19 protein-coding genes and 1 pseudogene are annotated in these 13,781 nt (G+C 55.2%); 19 read left to right on the top strand and 1 reads right to left on the bottom strand.

All coding sequences use genetic code 11. From position 1 onward, the window contains the following. From ACJHX7_RS10985 to ACJHX7_RS10935, 11 genes are all read left to right on the top strand, one after another. Positions 1-973, top strand: a 973-nt coding sequence (locus ACJHX7_RS10985; RefSeq protein WP_410231584.1) for a phage major capsid protein, incomplete at its 5' end; no start/stop codon positions are given. Between the two features lie 49 nt (positions 974-1,022). Beyond that, entirely contained in the window at positions 1,023-1,223 is a 201-nt protein-coding gene (locus ACJHX7_RS10980) for a hypothetical protein (protein WP_000601360.1), read from the top strand. Between the two features lie 2 nt (positions 1,224-1,225). Then, entirely contained in the window at positions 1,226-1,549 is a 324-nt protein-coding gene (locus ACJHX7_RS10975) for a head-tail connector protein (protein ID WP_000927711.1), read from the top strand. Continuing rightward, positions 1,546-1,956: a phage head closure protein gene (locus ACJHX7_RS10970; protein ID WP_000702398.1), complete on the top strand. Its 411-nt coding sequence runs from the start codon at positions 1,546-1,548 to the stop codon at positions 1,954-1,956. Before ACJHX7_RS10975 ends, ACJHX7_RS10970 begins: the two co-directional genes overlap by 4 nt. Then, the gene (locus ACJHX7_RS10965) at positions 1,931-2,437 is read left to right on the top strand and encodes a hypothetical protein (RefSeq protein WP_410231582.1); all 507 of its coding nucleotides are present in this window, start codon (positions 1,931-1,933) and stop codon (positions 2,435-2,437) included. The genes ACJHX7_RS10970 and ACJHX7_RS10965 overlap by 26 nt, the downstream gene beginning before the upstream one ends. Continuing rightward, positions 2,434-2,994 (top strand): hypothetical protein, encoded by a 561-nt coding sequence (locus ACJHX7_RS10960; protein ID WP_097496783.1) that lies wholly within the window; start codon positions 2,434-2,436, stop codon positions 2,992-2,994. The genes ACJHX7_RS10965 and ACJHX7_RS10960 overlap by 4 nt, the downstream gene beginning before the upstream one ends. An 8-nt stretch (positions 2,995-3,002) precedes the next feature. After that, complete coding sequence (locus ACJHX7_RS10955; RefSeq protein WP_000497751.1) at positions 3,003-3,173, top strand: DUF2635 domain-containing protein; 171 nt, start codon at positions 3,003-3,005, stop codon at positions 3,171-3,173. After that, the gene (locus ACJHX7_RS10950; RefSeq protein WP_180464393.1) at positions 3,157-4,653 is read left to right on the top strand and encodes a phage tail sheath subtilisin-like domain-containing protein; all 1,497 of its coding nucleotides are present in this window, start codon (positions 3,157-3,159) and stop codon (positions 4,651-4,653) included. The genes ACJHX7_RS10955 and ACJHX7_RS10950 overlap by 17 nt, the downstream gene beginning before the upstream one ends. Further along, the gene (locus ACJHX7_RS10945; protein ID WP_000090998.1) at positions 4,653-5,009 is read left to right on the top strand and encodes a phage tail tube protein; all 357 of its coding nucleotides are present in this window, start codon (positions 4,653-4,655) and stop codon (positions 5,007-5,009) included. The genes ACJHX7_RS10950 and ACJHX7_RS10945 overlap by 1 nt, the downstream gene beginning before the upstream one ends. Next, positions 5,009-5,278: a phage tail assembly protein gene (locus tag ACJHX7_RS10940; protein WP_000661054.1), complete on the top strand. Its 270-nt coding sequence runs from the start codon at positions 5,009-5,011 to the stop codon at positions 5,276-5,278. The genes ACJHX7_RS10945 and ACJHX7_RS10940 overlap by 1 nt, the downstream gene beginning before the upstream one ends. 141 nt (positions 5,279-5,419) lie before the next feature. Continuing rightward, positions 5,420-7,252, top strand: coding sequence for a phage tail tape measure protein (locus tag ACJHX7_RS10935; RefSeq protein ID WP_410231578.1), 1,833 nt, complete (start codon positions 5,420-5,422; stop codon positions 7,250-7,252). Between the two features lie 32 nt (positions 7,253-7,284). Here the strand turns inward: ACJHX7_RS10935 and ACJHX7_RS10930 are convergent, their stop codons facing one another. Further along, on the bottom strand, positions 7,285-7,731 hold the full coding sequence (locus ACJHX7_RS10930; RefSeq protein WP_000734912.1) for an OB-fold protein: 447 nt from the start codon (positions 7,729-7,731) through the stop codon (positions 7,285-7,287). Positions 7,732-7,841: 110 nt separating this feature from the next. On the opposite strand from ACJHX7_RS10930, the gene ACJHX7_RS10925 reads away from it, so the two are divergent. The 8 genes and pseudogenes from ACJHX7_RS10925 to ACJHX7_RS10890 all read left to right on the top strand — a co-directional run bounded on the left by ACJHX7_RS10925 (position 7,842) and on the right by ACJHX7_RS10890 (position 13,769). Continuing rightward, complete coding sequence (locus ACJHX7_RS10925) at positions 7,842-9,170, top strand: DNA circularization protein (RefSeq protein ID WP_137555385.1); 1,329 nt, start codon at positions 7,842-7,844, stop codon at positions 9,168-9,170. After that, on the top strand, positions 9,167-10,246 hold the full coding sequence (locus tag ACJHX7_RS10920; protein WP_100774577.1) for a phage baseplate assembly protein: 1,080 nt from the start codon (positions 9,167-9,169) through the stop codon (positions 10,244-10,246). The genes ACJHX7_RS10925 and ACJHX7_RS10920 overlap by 4 nt, the downstream gene beginning before the upstream one ends. After that, positions 10,246-10,794, top strand: a complete 549-nt coding sequence (locus ACJHX7_RS10915; protein WP_001259075.1) for a phage baseplate assembly protein V — start codon at positions 10,246-10,248, stop codon at positions 10,792-10,794. Before ACJHX7_RS10920 ends, ACJHX7_RS10915 begins: the two co-directional genes overlap by 1 nt. Continuing rightward, positions 10,794-11,219, top strand: a complete 426-nt coding sequence (locus ACJHX7_RS10910; RefSeq protein WP_000424732.1) for a phage GP46 family protein — start codon at positions 10,794-10,796, stop codon at positions 11,217-11,219. Before ACJHX7_RS10915 ends, ACJHX7_RS10910 begins: the two co-directional genes overlap by 1 nt. Next, entirely contained in the window at positions 11,206-12,264 is a 1,059-nt protein-coding gene (locus ACJHX7_RS10905; protein ID WP_000785313.1) for a baseplate J/gp47 family protein, read from the top strand. The genes ACJHX7_RS10910 and ACJHX7_RS10905 overlap by 14 nt, the downstream gene beginning before the upstream one ends. Then, a complete protein-coding gene (locus ACJHX7_RS10900; RefSeq protein ID WP_410231577.1) occupies positions 12,255-12,839 on the top strand; it encodes a YmfQ family protein in 585 nt (194 codons plus the stop codon). Before ACJHX7_RS10905 ends, ACJHX7_RS10900 begins: the two co-directional genes overlap by 10 nt. Before the next feature lie 3 nt (positions 12,840-12,842). After that, positions 12,843-13,145: pseudogene (stfP, locus tag ACJHX7_RS10895) on the top strand (protein StfP); the annotation flags it as partial. 12 nt (positions 13,146-13,157) lie between these two features. Then, positions 13,158-13,769, top strand: coding sequence for a glycine-rich domain-containing protein (locus ACJHX7_RS10890; RefSeq protein WP_323712284.1), 612 nt, complete (start codon positions 13,158-13,160; stop codon positions 13,767-13,769). The last annotated feature ends 12 nt before the right edge of the window (positions 13,770-13,781 follow it).

Below are 13,781 nucleotides of genomic sequence, written 5' to 3'. Positions count from 1 at the left end.
ACTGGCCACCGAGCATAAAGAAGCGTTTGTGGGCTTCCTGCGTAAAGGCCGTGAAGATGGTCTGCGCGATCTGGAGCGCAAGGCATTACAGGTGGGCACCGATGAAGACGGTGGCTATGCCGTGCCGGAAGCGCTGGATCGCAACATTCTGACCTTGCTGAAAGATGAAGTGGTGATGCGTCAGGAAGCCACGGTGATCACCGTTGGCGGTTCCGACTACAAAAAACTGGTGAATCTGGGCGGCACGGCTTCCGGATGGGTTGGCGAGACTGACGCGCGCTCCCAGACTGCCACCTCAAAACTGGGGCTGATTGAACCTTTCATGGGGGAAATCTACGGTAACCCGCAGGCCACCCAGAAAATGCTGGATGATGCCTTTTTCAACGTGGAGGCCTGGATCAACAGCGAGCTGGCGACCGAATTTGCCGAACAGGAAGAAATTGCCTTTACCACCGGCGATGGCACCAAGAAGCCAAAAGGGTTCCTGGCGTATGAATCCACCGATGAAACCGATAAGGTTCGGGCGTTCGGTAAACTTCAGCATATTGTATCCGGTGAAGCGACGACGGTGACCGCAGACGCCATTATCAAACTGATTTACACGCTGCGTAAGGCACACCGCACTGGCGCGAAGTTCATGATGAACAACAACAGCCTGTTTGCCATCCGTCTGCTGAAAGACAGCGAGGGTAACTATCTGTGGCGTCCGGGGCTGGAACTGGGGCAGCCGTCCTCTCTGGCGGGTTACGGTATCGCTGAAAACGAACAGATGCCGGATATCGCCGCTGATGCGAAAGCCATTGCATTTGGTAACTTCAAACGGGGTTACACCATCGTTGACCGTATCGGCACCCGCATTCTGCGTGACCCGTACACCAATAAACCGTTTGTCGGTTTTTATACCACCAAGCGCACCGGCGGGATGCTGGTCGATTCGCAGGCCATCAAACTGCTGAAGATTGCAGCGGCGTAATCACTCAGGGGCGCGGAACCGCGCCCCCTGTTCTGACGGGTGAAGAATCATGATCCTGAAACAAGATCTGAAATGGTCACCGGACGGTATGCGTGTTGAGGTCATTCGGGCCGGTGAGTATGACGACGGGGCGCTTCCTGCCCGGGTGCAGGAGATTGCACTTCAGGCCGGGTTAGCAGAGCGCGGAATCAGTGCAAAAAGCAGTAAAGCGGCAAAAGAGAAAAAAGCCACGACCAGTAAAGAGGGCTGAGTATGCTTCTGACAATGGAAGAGATTAAAGCCCAACTCCGGCTGGATGAGGATTTCGATGCTGATGACCGCCATCTGCAACTGCTGGCCTGTGCGGCACAAAAGCGGACGGAAACGTATCTGAACCGGAAGCTCTATGCACCGGATGAAACCATTCCGGACAGCGATCCGGACGGGCTGCACCTGCCGGATGATATTCGTCTGGGGATGCTGATGCTTATCAGCCATTTTTACGAAAACCGCTCGTCGGTTACGGAAGTGGAGAAACTCGACATGCCGCAGAGTTTTGGCTGGCTTGTCGGCCCGTACAGGTACTTTCCGCAATGAAAATTCGTCAGGCGCAGACCAGCGCAACCTACATTCTGCCGGACCCCGGTGAACTGAATAAACGCGTCCTGATCCGCCAGCGGGTGGATATGCCCGCGGATAACTTTGGCGTGGAGCCTCAATACCCGGTTGCGTTCCGGACATGGGCGAAGGTTGTCCAGACCAGTGCCACCACCTGGCAGGAAACCGCGCAGACCGGGGACGCCATCACCCATTACATCACCATTCGTTACCGCCGGGGGATCACCGCTGATTATGAGGTGGTCTGCGGTGACAGTGTGTACCGGGTGAAACGTCAGCGCGATCTGAACGGGGCGCGGCGCTTTCTGCTGCTGGAGTGTACGGAGCTGGGCGAATGTAGGCAGAGTCACGGAGGCAACAATGACGACTTCCTTTTTGCACGTTGATTTTCAGCAGCCCGCGGAGATGCGCTTTAACCGCGCCCGTGTCCGGCGGGCGTTTGTCACGATTGGTCAGCGTCATATGTGTGATGCCCGTCGGCTGGTGATGCGCCGTGCGCGGTCGGCACTGGGTGAAAACCCCGGTTATCAGACCGGACGCCTGGCTCGTTCGATTGGTTATATGGTCCCCAGAGCCAGTAAACATCGCCCCGGTTTTATGGCACGTATAGCCCCTAACCAGCGTAATGGTGAGGGAAACCGCCGCATCACCGGTGATTTTTATCCGGCTTTTTTGTTCTATGGCGTGAAGAGAGGGGCAAAACGTCGTCGCAGCCATCATCGTGGTGCATCCGGTGGCAGAGGCTGGCGACTGGCTCCACGTAATAACTTCATGGTGGAAACGCTTGAAAAGAACCACAGCTGGACACGCTATTTTCTGGCGCGGGAATTGCGTAAATCACTGAAGCCGGAGCGACGACACAGATGAAACTGACGCCTGTTATTGCTGCACTGCGTGCCCGCTGTCCGTATTTTGAAAACCGGGTTGCAGGCGCGGCCCAGTTCAAAAATCTGCCGGAGGTCGGAAAGCTGAAACTCCCGGCGGCATATGTGGTACCGGGGGATGACTCTCCGGGAGAAAACAAAAGCCAGACCGACTACTGGCAGGAGCTGAAAGAGGGTTTCTCCGTGGTTGTCATACTGAGTAACGGGCGTGATGAGCGCGGTCAGTTTGCCTCGTATGATGTGGTGGACGATGTCCGGCAGATGCTCTTTAAGGCCCTGCTGGGCTGGAACCCGGAGGCGTGCGGTAACCCGATTACCTATGACGGCGGCACGCTGCTGGATCTGAATCGTCATGAGCTGATTTATCAGTTCGATTTTTCGGTCATCAGCGAGCTGACTGAAGACGATACCCGCCAGCAGGATGATCTGAACACTCTGGATGAACTGCAAACGCTGGCGATTGATGTTGATTATCTCGAGCCCGGTAACGGGCCTGACGGCGATATCGAACATCACACCGAAATAACCCTTCCTTCCTGAGGATCCTCATGTTTGTCAAACCTGTTAAAGGGCGGTCAGTTCCTGACCCTGCCCGCGGCGACCTTTTGCCCGCCGAAGGGCGAAATGTTGACGAGAACAACTACTGGCTGCGCCGTGAAGCAGCGGGTGATATCCGGCGCGTGAATAAAAAGGTGAATACCGATGACGATAAGCTTTAACACCATTCCGTCGAATACGCTGGTTCCGTTGTTTTATGCGGAAATGGATAACCAGGCGGCGAATACTGCACAGGACAGCGGAGCATCGCTGCTGATTGGTCATGCCAATAACGGTGCAGAGATTGTTGCCAACAGTCTGGTACTGATGCCGTCGGCAGACTATGCACGCCAGATTTGTGGTGCGGGAAGTCAGCTGGCGCGTATGGTCGAGGCTTATCGCCAGACTGACCCGTTTGGCGAGCTGTATGTGATTGCCGTTCCTGAATCCACAGGCGCGGCGGCAACGGTTACGCTGACGGTGACCGGGGCGGCAACCGAAACCGGCACGGTGAATGTGTATGTGGGACGTACCCGCGTGCAGGCACCGGTGACTAACGGCGATAACGTCACGATGATTGCCAGCAGTATCCAGGATGCCATCAATGCCGTTCCGACCCTGCCGTTTACAGCTTCATCTTCGGCAGGCGTGGTCACACTGACCGCGCGTCATAAGGGGCTTTGCGGGAATGAAATTCCTGTCAGCCTCAATTACTACGGCTTTGGTGGGGGCGAAGTGCTGCCAGCGGGCGTACAGATTGCCGTGGCGACGGGTACCGCCGGAACGGGCGCTCCTGTTCTCACCGGCACGGTGGCTGCAATGGCGGATGAGCCGTTTGATTATATCGGCCTGCCGTTCAACGACACGGCCTCCGTTAACACGCTGGTGACCGAGATGAACGATACCAGCGGTCGCTGGAGCTATGCGCGTCAGCTGTATGGTCATGTGTATACGGCAAAGATCGGCACGCTGTCAGAACTGGTGACCGCAGGTGACCAGTTTAACCAGCAGCACATTACCCTGGCGGGGTACGAAAAAGAAACCCAGACGCCTGCCGACGAGCTGGCAGCCAGCCGTACCGCCCGCGCAGCGGTGTTTATCCGCAATGATCCGGCACGTCCCACGCAGACCGGTGAGCTGGTGGGTATGCTGCCTGCGCCGAAGGGGAAACGGTTCACGATGACCGAACAACAGACCCTGCTGTCTCATGGCGTGGCAACGGCGTATGTCGAAAGCGGGGGGCTGCGCATTCAGCGTGATGTCACCACGTACAGGAAAAATGCTTACGGTGTTGCGGATAACAGCTACCTCGATAGTGAGACGCTGCATACCAGCGCGTATGTGCTGCGCAAACTGAAATCCGTCATTACCAGTAAGTACGGGCGTCACAAGCTTGCCAGCGACGGTACCCGCTTTGGTCCCGGTCAGGCGATTGTCACACCGGCGGTGATCAAAGGGGAACTGCTGGCAACCTACCGTCAGCTTGAGCGTGCGGGGATCGTGGAAAACTACGAACTGTTTAAGCAGTACCTAGTTGTGGAGCGTGATGCCAGCGATCCGAACCGCCTGAACACGCTGTTCCCGCCTGACTATGTTAACCAGTTGCGTGTCTTTGCCGTGGTTAACCAGTTCCGTCTTCAGTATTCAGAGGAGTCTGCATAATGGCCCGTATCGGGGGAACCTGTTATTTCAAAATTGACGGTCAGCAGCTATCGCTGACCGGCGGCATTGAGGTGCCCATGAACAGGACGGTCAATGATGACATCATCGGCCTGGACGGTTCAGTGGACCGCAAGGAAACTCACCGTGCGCCTTATGTCAAAGGGACCTTCAAGGTGCCGAAGAATTTTCCGGTGAGCAAAATCACCTCGTCTGATGAGATGACCATCACTGCCGAGCTGGCGAACGGTCAGGTCTATGTATTGTCGTCCGCCTGGCTGCACGGCGAAGCGAACCATAATGCCGAAGAAGGCACGGTTGATCTTGAGTTCCACGGTGAAGAAGGGGATTACCAGTAATGAAAGAGCTTGAGTTAAAGAAACCGATTACTGCTCATGGCGAGACACTCTCCGTACTGGAGTTTGATGAGCCCACCGGGAAGGATGTCCGCGAGCTGGGGTATCCCTACCAGATGAATCAGGATGAGTCCGTCAGACTTCTGGCGCATGTGGTGTCGAAATACATTGTGCGGCTGGCGAAAGTGCCGCAAAGCTCTGTCGACCAGATGTCTCCGGCAGACCTGAATGCAGCGGCGTGGCTTGTGGCCGGTTTTTTCCTCCAGGCCTGACGGCTGAATACCTCACTGATCGCTTCTTTGACTGCGCCAGCTACTGGCGCATTAATCCTTTCGAATTGCTGAATATGCCGATCAGTGAAATTCCCTTACTGGTCAGTCAGGCAAACAGGATAGAGCAGGAGAAACGCACACATGGCTGAATTTGAGCTTAAGGCGTTGATCACCGGTGTCGACAGGCTTTCTCCCGCGCTGTCGAAAATGCAAAAGAAAATCCGGGGATTTAAACGCCAGGCGGAAGAAGCGTCACAGGGGGGGCTGGCGCTTGGTGGCGGACTGGCAGCGGGTCTGACGCTTTCCCTGAAATCTTATGCCGATCAGGAAAACGCCGCCACCGGGCTGAAAGTCGCCATGATGGATGCGAACGGCGAGGTTGGAAAGAGCTTTCAGGACATCAATAAACTGGCTATTGGCCTGGGTAACCAGCTACCCGGTACAACGGCTGATTTCCAGAACATGATGCAGATGCTGGTGCGTCAGGGGATCCCGGCAGAAAACATTCTTGGCGGTGTGGGTAAAGCGACAGCTTATCTTGCGGTACAACTGAAAAAAACACCGGAAGCGGCTGCCGAGTTTGCCGCAAAGATGCAGGATGCTACCGGAACGGCGTCAGAAGACATGATGGGGCTGTTCGACACTATCCAGAAGGCGTTTTATCTGGGCGTTGACGATACCAACATGTTGTCCTTCTTCACTAAAACCAGCTCTGTTCTGAAGATGGTGAACAAGGACGGTCTTCAGGCTGCACAGAGCCTTGCCCCCATCAGCGTCATGATGGATCAGATGGGGATGAACGGGGAGTCGGCAGGTAACGCCCTGCGAAAAGTTATCCAGTCCGGATTAAGCGTTAAGAAAATCAGGGACGTCAATAAAATCATGGCCCGCCAGAAACTCGGGGTACAGCTCGATTTTACTGACGGCAAAGGGAGTTTTGGCGGTCTTGATAACATGTTCAGGCAACTGGCAAAGTTGCGAAAACTGACCGACGTTAAGCGAACAGGCGTACTTAAGGCAATATTTGGTGATGATGCCGAAACCCTTCAGGTGGTCAATGCCCTGATCGATAAAGGAAAGGATGGCTACGATCAGATCCAGCAGAAGATGAATAAACAGGCCAGCCTGAATAAACGTGTTCAGGCTCAGCTTGGTACGCTGTCCAACCTGTGGGAGGCAATGACGGGGACCGCAACTAACGGCCTTGCGGCTATTGGCGGCGCATTTTCTGGTGACGCTAAAAATATCACGCAATGGCTGGGGGAGTTGGGGGAGAAATTCACGAAGTTTGCGGATGAAAATCCCCGGGTTATTCGCGGCGTCGTCGGGCTTGCTGCCGGTCTTGCGATTCTGAAACTGGGATTGATGGGCGTTGGCGGTGCCATCAGTATTGTCAGCAGGATCATGTCGATGACGCCGATTGGCATGATTGTGACGGCGATAGCCCTGGCTGCGGGATTAATTATCACTAACTGGGATGTTGTCGGATCTTATTTTAAGAAACTCTGGGAAACCATTGGTCCTTATTTTGAGGCTGGCTGGGAACTCCTTAAGAAAGTTTTTACCTGGTCGCCGCTGGGGATGGTGATCAATAACTGGGGGCCGGTTGTTAAGTGGTTTCAGGATATGTGGGACAAGCTGAAGCCAATTATTGAGTGGTTTACCGACAGTTCCGGTGACACGGTCGATGCCATTAACTCTGCGCAGTGGGGCGCGGGTGCTTATGATGCTTATGGGACGGGAATACCGGCGCGGGGATACACACCTTATCCGGCGGTAGATCTGGCTCAGTCAAACAACGCCTCCGATGCCACAGGCCCGAATCCCTTCATGATTAACAAAGCTATCGCGCCAAAAGTTGATGGCGAGATCAAGGTTTCATTTATGAATATGCCACCAGGTATGCGGGTTACGGAAACACGTTCCAGTGGCATTGATATTAATCACGATGTTGGGTACACCAGATTTAGGTAAAGACGAACAGGGAGGGCCGCCCCTCCCTGAACTTACTGTGCGAACACGCAATTTCGGCCTGATGGGGAGCCGACAATTCTGGACATTTTTTCGCAAATAACAGTTACCTGTTCTCCTTTTTTAAGAGCAGCAGCTGTTGATTTTTCAGAGTCTTGCATCTCCATTCTTGCTGGCATGAATTCATTTTCAGTTCTGAATTTAATAATTATAGAGTCAGTAAAGTCCTTATCAATGGATTGTACGATACCTCTAACGGCGATTAATTTACCTTTTAACTGTTCATCGGTAGCGACTTCATTTTCTTCATACTCTTTAAACAGCTGTCGAGCAGTAGTGTTGTAGATTTCTTTTTGCGGTGCCGCAGCTTCCGTATCGGATGAGTATGAAGAATTAGAGCCTTTATCGTTATTGCCTGCAAAATATCCAATAATCACCAACCCGATGAAAATATATAAAATCCATTTTAATAATTTCTTCATGTTATCACCTTAATGCTAATAATTTATATGGTTACAAATGGTAATGGCTACCACTACAAATTATGGCATTACCAGTAAATATTACTACTGATAATAAATATGGGACTTATATGACGTGGAAAGACAGGCTTCAGGATGCGTCATTTCGCGGCGTACCGTTTAAAGTTGAAGAAGAAAGTGCGGGAACCGGTCGCCGTGTGGAAACACACGAATACCCGAACCGCGACAAGCCCTATACTGAAGATCTGGGAAAAGTCACTTTCCGCCCGTCCATCACGGCTTATGTGGTGGGAGATGACTGCTTTGACCAGCGCGATCGCCTGATTGATGCGCTGAATAAACCCGGTCCCGGCACGCTTGTCCATCCGACATACGGTGAGCTGAAAGTCTGTGTTGACGGGGAAGTTCGGGTCAGCACATCGAAAAGTGAAGGGCGTATTGTCCGCTTTGACCTGAAGTTTGTCGAAGCGGGAGAACTCTCTTACCCCACATCAGGTGCGGCGACGGCGCAGACGCTGATGTCATCCTGTTTTGCACTGGATGACTGCATCAGTGACAGCTTCAGCGGTTTCAGTATCGATGGCGTGGCGGATTTCGTGCAGAACGACGTTATCGGTAATGCCGGCACAATGCTGGGGTATGTTTCTGATGCGATGAAAGTGGTGGATTCTGCTGTATCGGATGCCGCCAGGCTGTTGCAGGGAGATATTTCGGTACTTCTGCCGCCGCCATCGTCAGGCAAAAATTTCGTTGAGCAGGTGCAGAAAATGTGGCGTACCGGGAAGCGCCTTTATGGTAACGCCAGCGACCTGGTCACCATGATCAAAACGCTTTCCGGTGTCAGCCTCGGCAGCGATCTGCAACCGCGCGGTGTCTGGAAAACGGACAGTAAAACCACCGCCACGGCAATGCAGCAGCGTAACGTGGTTGCCAGCACCCTTCGTACGACCGCAATCAGCGAAGCGGCGTATGCCGTCACCCGGCTGCCTGCACCAACAACTTCCGCAGTGATGCAGAATTCCGCAGTGGGGCAGTCAACAACACCCGCGCAGAGCACCGGCTGGCCTTCCGTCACGCATCCGGCACTGAACAATGCACCGGCGGTGAAAAACACGGTTGACCTGCCAACGTGGGAAGAACTGACCGACATTCGCGACACACTGAATACGGCAATTGAGAAGGAGTTGTCCCGTACAACCAGTGATGCGCTGTTTCTGGCGCTGCGCCGGGTGAAAGCAGATCTGAATGCGGATATCAACACGCGCCTTGAACAGTCTGCACGGATCATTCAGCGCACACCGGATGAGGTTTTACCCGCGCTGGTGCTGGCGGCGACCTGGTTTGATAACGCGGCGCGTGACGCGGACATTATCCGGCGTAATGCCATTACGCATCCCGGCTTTGTGCCGGTGATCCCTCTGAAGGTGCCAGTGCAATGAACGATAACGTCACGCTACGGGTAAATGGCCGGGAGTGGAATGGCTGGACATCGGTGCGCATCGGTGCCGGTATTGAACGGCTGGCGCGGGATTTCAGTGTGGAGATCACCCGCCAGTGGCCGGGAGATGAGGGTATCACCACGCTTCAGCCGCGCATTAAAAACGGTTCAAAAGTGGAAGTGCTGATTGGTGATGAGCTGGTGATCACCGGCTGGGTGGAGGCGACTCCCGTTCGTTACGATGCCCGTTCGATCAGCACCGGTATTGCCGGACGCAGTCTGACCGCTGACCTGATTGACTGTGCAGCCGAACCGACACAGTTTAACGGACGATCGCTGGTACAGATTGCGCAGGCGCTTGCAGCGCCTTTCGGCATTGAGGTGGTGAACAGCGGCGCGCCGTCGGGTGTTATTCCTGATGTCCAGCCTGATCACGGCGAAACGGTGATTGAGGTGATCAACAAAATACTCGGTCAGCAGCAGGCACTGGCTTACGACGACCCGCACGGCAGGCTGGTGATTGGCGGTATTGGCTCAACGCGGGCACATACCGCGCTGGTACTCGGGGAAAACATCCTTTCCTGCGATACGGAGAAGAGTATCCGGGAGCGGTTTTCAGTTTACCAGGTGGCGGGGCAGCGTGCCGGAAACGACGATGATTTCGGTGAGGCTACCACCACCGCGCTGCGGGCCCGCACAGAGGACGCATTTATTGCCCGTTACCGTCCGATGTATATCAGGCAGACAGGGCAGGCTACGGGGGCAGGCTGTATTGCCCGTGCTGACTTTGAAGCCCGACAACGGGCGGCACGGACGGATGAAACCACCTATGTGGTGCAGGGCTGGCGACAGGGTAACGGTACGCTGTGGCAGCCCAACCAGCGGGTGATTGTCTTCGATCCGGTCTGTGGTTTCGATAATACCGAACTGCTTGTTTCGGAAGTCACGTTTACTCAGGACCAGAACGGCACCCTGACGGAAATCCGTGTCGGCCCGCCTGATGCTTATCTGCCTGAACCCGAAGCCCCCGGCGCGCGGAAAAAGAAAAAAGCCAGAGTACAGGAGGACCCGTTCTGATGAGGACGATTGAAGCCATGCAGCGACAACTCCTCGGCCTGATTGGGCGGGCCGTGGTGAAAAGCATCAGTGCCGCCACGAAATGTCAGACCGTGGATGTGTCCCTGATTGCCGGTGAACCCAAAGCCGGGGTTGAGCATCTTGAACCCTACGGTTTTACCGCAAGGGCAAACAGCGGTGCAGAAGCGGTGGTGTTGTTTCCGGATGGCGACCGTTCTCATGCGGTAGTTGTTACGGTGTCGGACCGGCGCTACCGCCTGAAAGGGCTGCAGACGGGTGAGGTGGCTGTCTATGACGATCAGGGGCAGTCCGTGATGCTGACCCGGGAGGGGATCGTGGTGGACGGTGCAGGTAAAACGATCACGTTTCGCAATGCACCTGAAGCACGTTTTGAAATGGACCTTGAAGTGACCGGACAGGTGAAAGACCTGTGCGACTCCGGCGGCACCACCATGTCAGCGATGCGGCTTGCTTATAACGGGCATCGTCACAGAGAGAACGGTCAGGGCAGTAACACCGACAAACCTGATAAAGCGATGGAGGCATGATGGAACTGTGGCTGACGGTGAACGGTAAACGCACCTGCGCCAGCGCACCGCTGGATCCGCTGACCCGCGCCGTGGTGATTTCCCTGTTCACCTGGCGGCGGGCGGAGCCTGATGACAATGCCGACGTCCCGATGGGATGGTGGGGGGATACCTGGCCTGCGGTACAGAATGACCGTTACGGCTCCCGACTGTGGCTGCTTCAGCGCAGCAAACTGACCAATCAGCTGGTGCAGACGGTAAGGGGGTATATCCGCGAATGCCTGCAATGGATGATTGATGACGGCGTGGTGTCCCGTATTGATCTGGATATCCGCCGCACCGGGATTAATGAACTGGGTAACAGTATCACTCTCTGGCGTCGTGACGGACCGGTAATGATTTCTTTTGATGATCTGTGGAGTGCGATAACGCATGGCGGACAGTGAATTTCAGCGCCCGACGCTGGCAGAAAATATCAGTATGCTCCGTAACGATTTATTCGCCAGGCTGGACGTCAGCGACACGCTCCGGCGCATGGATGAAGACGTGCGGGCAAAGGTGTATGCGGCGGCGCTGCATACGGTTTACGGGTACATCGATTATCTGGCAATGAATATGCTGCCTGACCTGTGCGATGAGTCCTGGCTGGCGCGACATGCTGCGATGAAACGGTGTCCGCGCAAGGGGGCCACGGCTGCCAGCGGGTATATGCGCTGGGAAGGTGTCAGCGATGGCCTGAAGGTGACTGCCGGGAGCGTGATTCAGCGCGATGACCTGGTTCAGTACACGGCAACTGCCGATGCAACCAGCTCCGGTGGTGTCCTGCGTGTGCCGATCACTTGCTCAACTACAGGCGCGGTCGGTAACGCTGACGACGGTACGGCATTAATCCTGGTCACGCCGGTGAATGGTCTGCCGTCTTCCGGTGTGGCTGACACCCTGACAGGCGGATTTGATACTGAAGAGCTGGAAACGTGGCGCGCCCGCGTCATTGAGCGGTATTACTGGACGCCTCAGGGCGGGGCTGACGGGGACTATGTCGTCTGGGCTAAAGAAGTGCCCGGCATTACCCGCGCATGGACATACCGACACTGGATGGGAACGGGGACTGTCGGTGTGATGATTGCCAGCAGTGACCTGATTAATCCCATTCCGGAAGAGTCAACGGAAACGGCGGCAAGACAACATATCGAGCCACTGGCCCCGGTGGCAGGCTCTGATTTGTATGTATTCAGGCCGGTGGCGCATAAAGTGGATTTTCATATCCGCGTGACGCCGGACACACCGGAAATACGGGCTGCCATCACCGCGGAGTTGCGTTCGTTCTTGCTGCGTGATGGTTATCCGCAGGGAGAACTGAAGGTGTCGCGTATCAGTGAGGCGATTTCCGGTGCGAACGGGGAATACAGCCATCAGTTGCTTGCACCGGCGGACAATATCTCCATTGCAAAAAATGAACTGGCGGTACTGGGGACGATTTCATGGACGTGACAAACGATGATTACATCCGTCTGTTGTCGGCACTGTTGCCCCCCGGTCCGGCGTGGTCAGCCAGCGATCCGGCGATTGCCGGTGCGGCACCGTCATTAACCCGCGTTCATCAGCGTGCGGATGCCCTGATGCGGGAGCTGGATCCGCGCACCACCACTGAACTGATAAACCGCTGGGAGCGTCTGTGCGGTCTGCCGGATGAATGTATTCCCGCAGGGACACAGACCCTTAGCCAGCGTCAGCAACGGCTGGATGCGAAGGTTAACCTGGCGGGCGGCATCAATGAGGATTTTTACCTTGCGCAGCTTGCTGCCCTGGGTAGACCAGATGCCACCATCACGCGATACGACAAAAGCACGTTCACCTGCTCATCGGCTTGTACTGACGAGGTGAATGCGCCGGAATGGCGGTATTACTGGCAGGTCAATATGCCAGCTGCCACCAACACCACCTGGATGACATGTGGCGATCCCTGCGATTCCGCACTGCGTATCTGGGGGGACACCGTTATCGAGTGCGTGCTTAACAAACTCTGCCCGTCGCATACCTACGTAATTTTTAAATATCCGGAGTAATCCATGCATCGTATAGACACGAAAACCGCGCAAAAGGATAAGTTCGGCGCGGGTAAGAACGGTTTTACCCGTGGTAACCCCCAGACAGGCACGCCTGCCACCGATCTGGATGATGACTACTTTGACATGTTGCAGGAAGAGCTCTGCAGCGTGGTGGAGGCATCCGGTGCCAGCCTGGAGAAGGGGCGGCATGACCAGCTGCTTACCGCGCTTCGTGCGCTGCTGTTAAGTCGCAAAAATCCGTTTGGCGATATCAAATCGGACGGCACGGTGAAAACGGCTCTTCAAAACCTTGGTTTGGGAGATACAAGCGGATACGTGGGACGCTGGGTGAATACCCGGGTTTTCACGTCATCAGGTACGTACACCCCGACGCCAGGAACAAAACGGATCAGGGTCACAATAACGGGCGGCGGTGGCGGAGGGGGCGGCTGCAAGGCTATATCCAATAATGAAACGTTTTTCGGTGCTGGCGGCGGGGCAGGTGGGACAGTAATCACCACGCTGATCCTGACGAAGGATAGTTATCCTGTCACTATTGGCGCAGGTGGGGCCGGCGGCGTTAGTGCGACGAACGGCTTCAAGGGCGGTGATAGCTCGTTCGGATCGGTAATAGCCCCTGGTGGTGAAGGTGGTGGAAAATCAGGAGTCACAAACACGAACGGTGGTAACGGCGGTGTGCCAAGTACTGGCGGTATCAACATCATTGGTGGAAATGGAGGCGACGGTCAGTCCGGAAATATCGGCGTCAGCGGTGAAGGCGGAACATCGTACTGGGGGGGCGGTGGACGCGCAGGCGCTGGCGGTGGTGTTAGTGGTAAGGCATATGGTTCAGGTGGCGGTGGCGCATACGATGCCGGTTATAGCGGAACCAGTATGACAGGCGGGAAAGGTGCTGCTGGGGTTTGTATTATCGAGGAGTTTGCATAATGAATGCGTCAT

This window comes from Escherichia sp. WS1451 (assembly GCF_046487365.1).
Lineage (GTDB): Bacteria > Pseudomonadota > Gammaproteobacteria > Enterobacterales > Enterobacteriaceae > Escherichia > Escherichia coli.
The sequence above is the reverse complement of the archived record's forward strand: the minus strand, read 5'-3'. Positions and strand labels throughout refer to the sequence as shown.

Bases quoted from the DNA above. Each gene is read 5' to 3' on its own strand.
- ACJHX7_RS10905 (WP_000785313.1), top strand. From the start codon at position 11,206: ATGGCGGACAGTGAATTTCAGCGCCCGACGCTGGCAGAAAATATCAGT.
- ACJHX7_RS10960 (WP_097496783.1), top strand. From the start codon at position 2,434: ATGAAACTGACGCCTGTTATTGCTGCACTGCGTGCCCGCTGTCCGTAT.
- ACJHX7_RS10910 (WP_000424732.1), top strand. From the start codon at position 10,794: ATGGAACTGTGGCTGACGGTGAACGGTAAACGCACCTGCGCCAGCGCA.
- ACJHX7_RS10970 (WP_000702398.1), top strand. From the start codon at position 1,546: ATGAAAATTCGTCAGGCGCAGACCAGCGCAACCTACATTCTGCCGGAC.
- ACJHX7_RS10980 (WP_000601360.1), top strand. From the start codon at position 1,023: ATGATCCTGAAACAAGATCTGAAATGGTCACCGGACGGTATGCGTGTT.
- ACJHX7_RS10935 (WP_410231578.1), top strand. From the start codon at position 5,420: ATGGCTGAATTTGAGCTTAAGGCGTTGATCACCGGTGTCGACAGGCTT.
- ACJHX7_RS10925 (WP_137555385.1), top strand. From the start codon at position 7,842: ATGACGTGGAAAGACAGGCTTCAGGATGCGTCATTTCGCGGCGTACCG.
- ACJHX7_RS10975 (WP_000927711.1), top strand. From the start codon at position 1,226: ATGCTTCTGACAATGGAAGAGATTAAAGCCCAACTCCGGCTGGATGAG.
- ACJHX7_RS10950 (WP_180464393.1), top strand. From the start codon at position 3,157: ATGACGATAAGCTTTAACACCATTCCGTCGAATACGCTGGTTCCGTTG.
- ACJHX7_RS10955 (WP_000497751.1), top strand. From the start codon at position 3,003: ATGTTTGTCAAACCTGTTAAAGGGCGGTCAGTTCCTGACCCTGCCCGC.
- ACJHX7_RS10965 (WP_410231582.1), top strand. From the start codon at position 1,931: ATGACGACTTCCTTTTTGCACGTTGATTTTCAGCAGCCCGCGGAGATG.
- ACJHX7_RS10915 (WP_001259075.1), top strand. From the start codon at position 10,246: ATGAGGACGATTGAAGCCATGCAGCGACAACTCCTCGGCCTGATTGGG.
- ACJHX7_RS10940 (WP_000661054.1), top strand. From the start codon at position 5,009: ATGAAAGAGCTTGAGTTAAAGAAACCGATTACTGCTCATGGCGAGACA.
- ACJHX7_RS10930 (WP_000734912.1), bottom strand. From the start codon at position 7,731: ATGAAGAAATTATTAAAATGGATTTTATATATTTTCATCGGGTTGGTG.
- ACJHX7_RS10920 (WP_100774577.1), top strand. From the start codon at position 9,167: ATGAACGATAACGTCACGCTACGGGTAAATGGCCGGGAGTGGAATGGC.
- ACJHX7_RS10945 (WP_000090998.1), top strand. From the start codon at position 4,653: ATGGCCCGTATCGGGGGAACCTGTTATTTCAAAATTGACGGTCAGCAG.
- ACJHX7_RS10900 (WP_410231577.1), top strand. From the start codon at position 12,255: ATGGACGTGACAAACGATGATTACATCCGTCTGTTGTCGGCACTGTTG.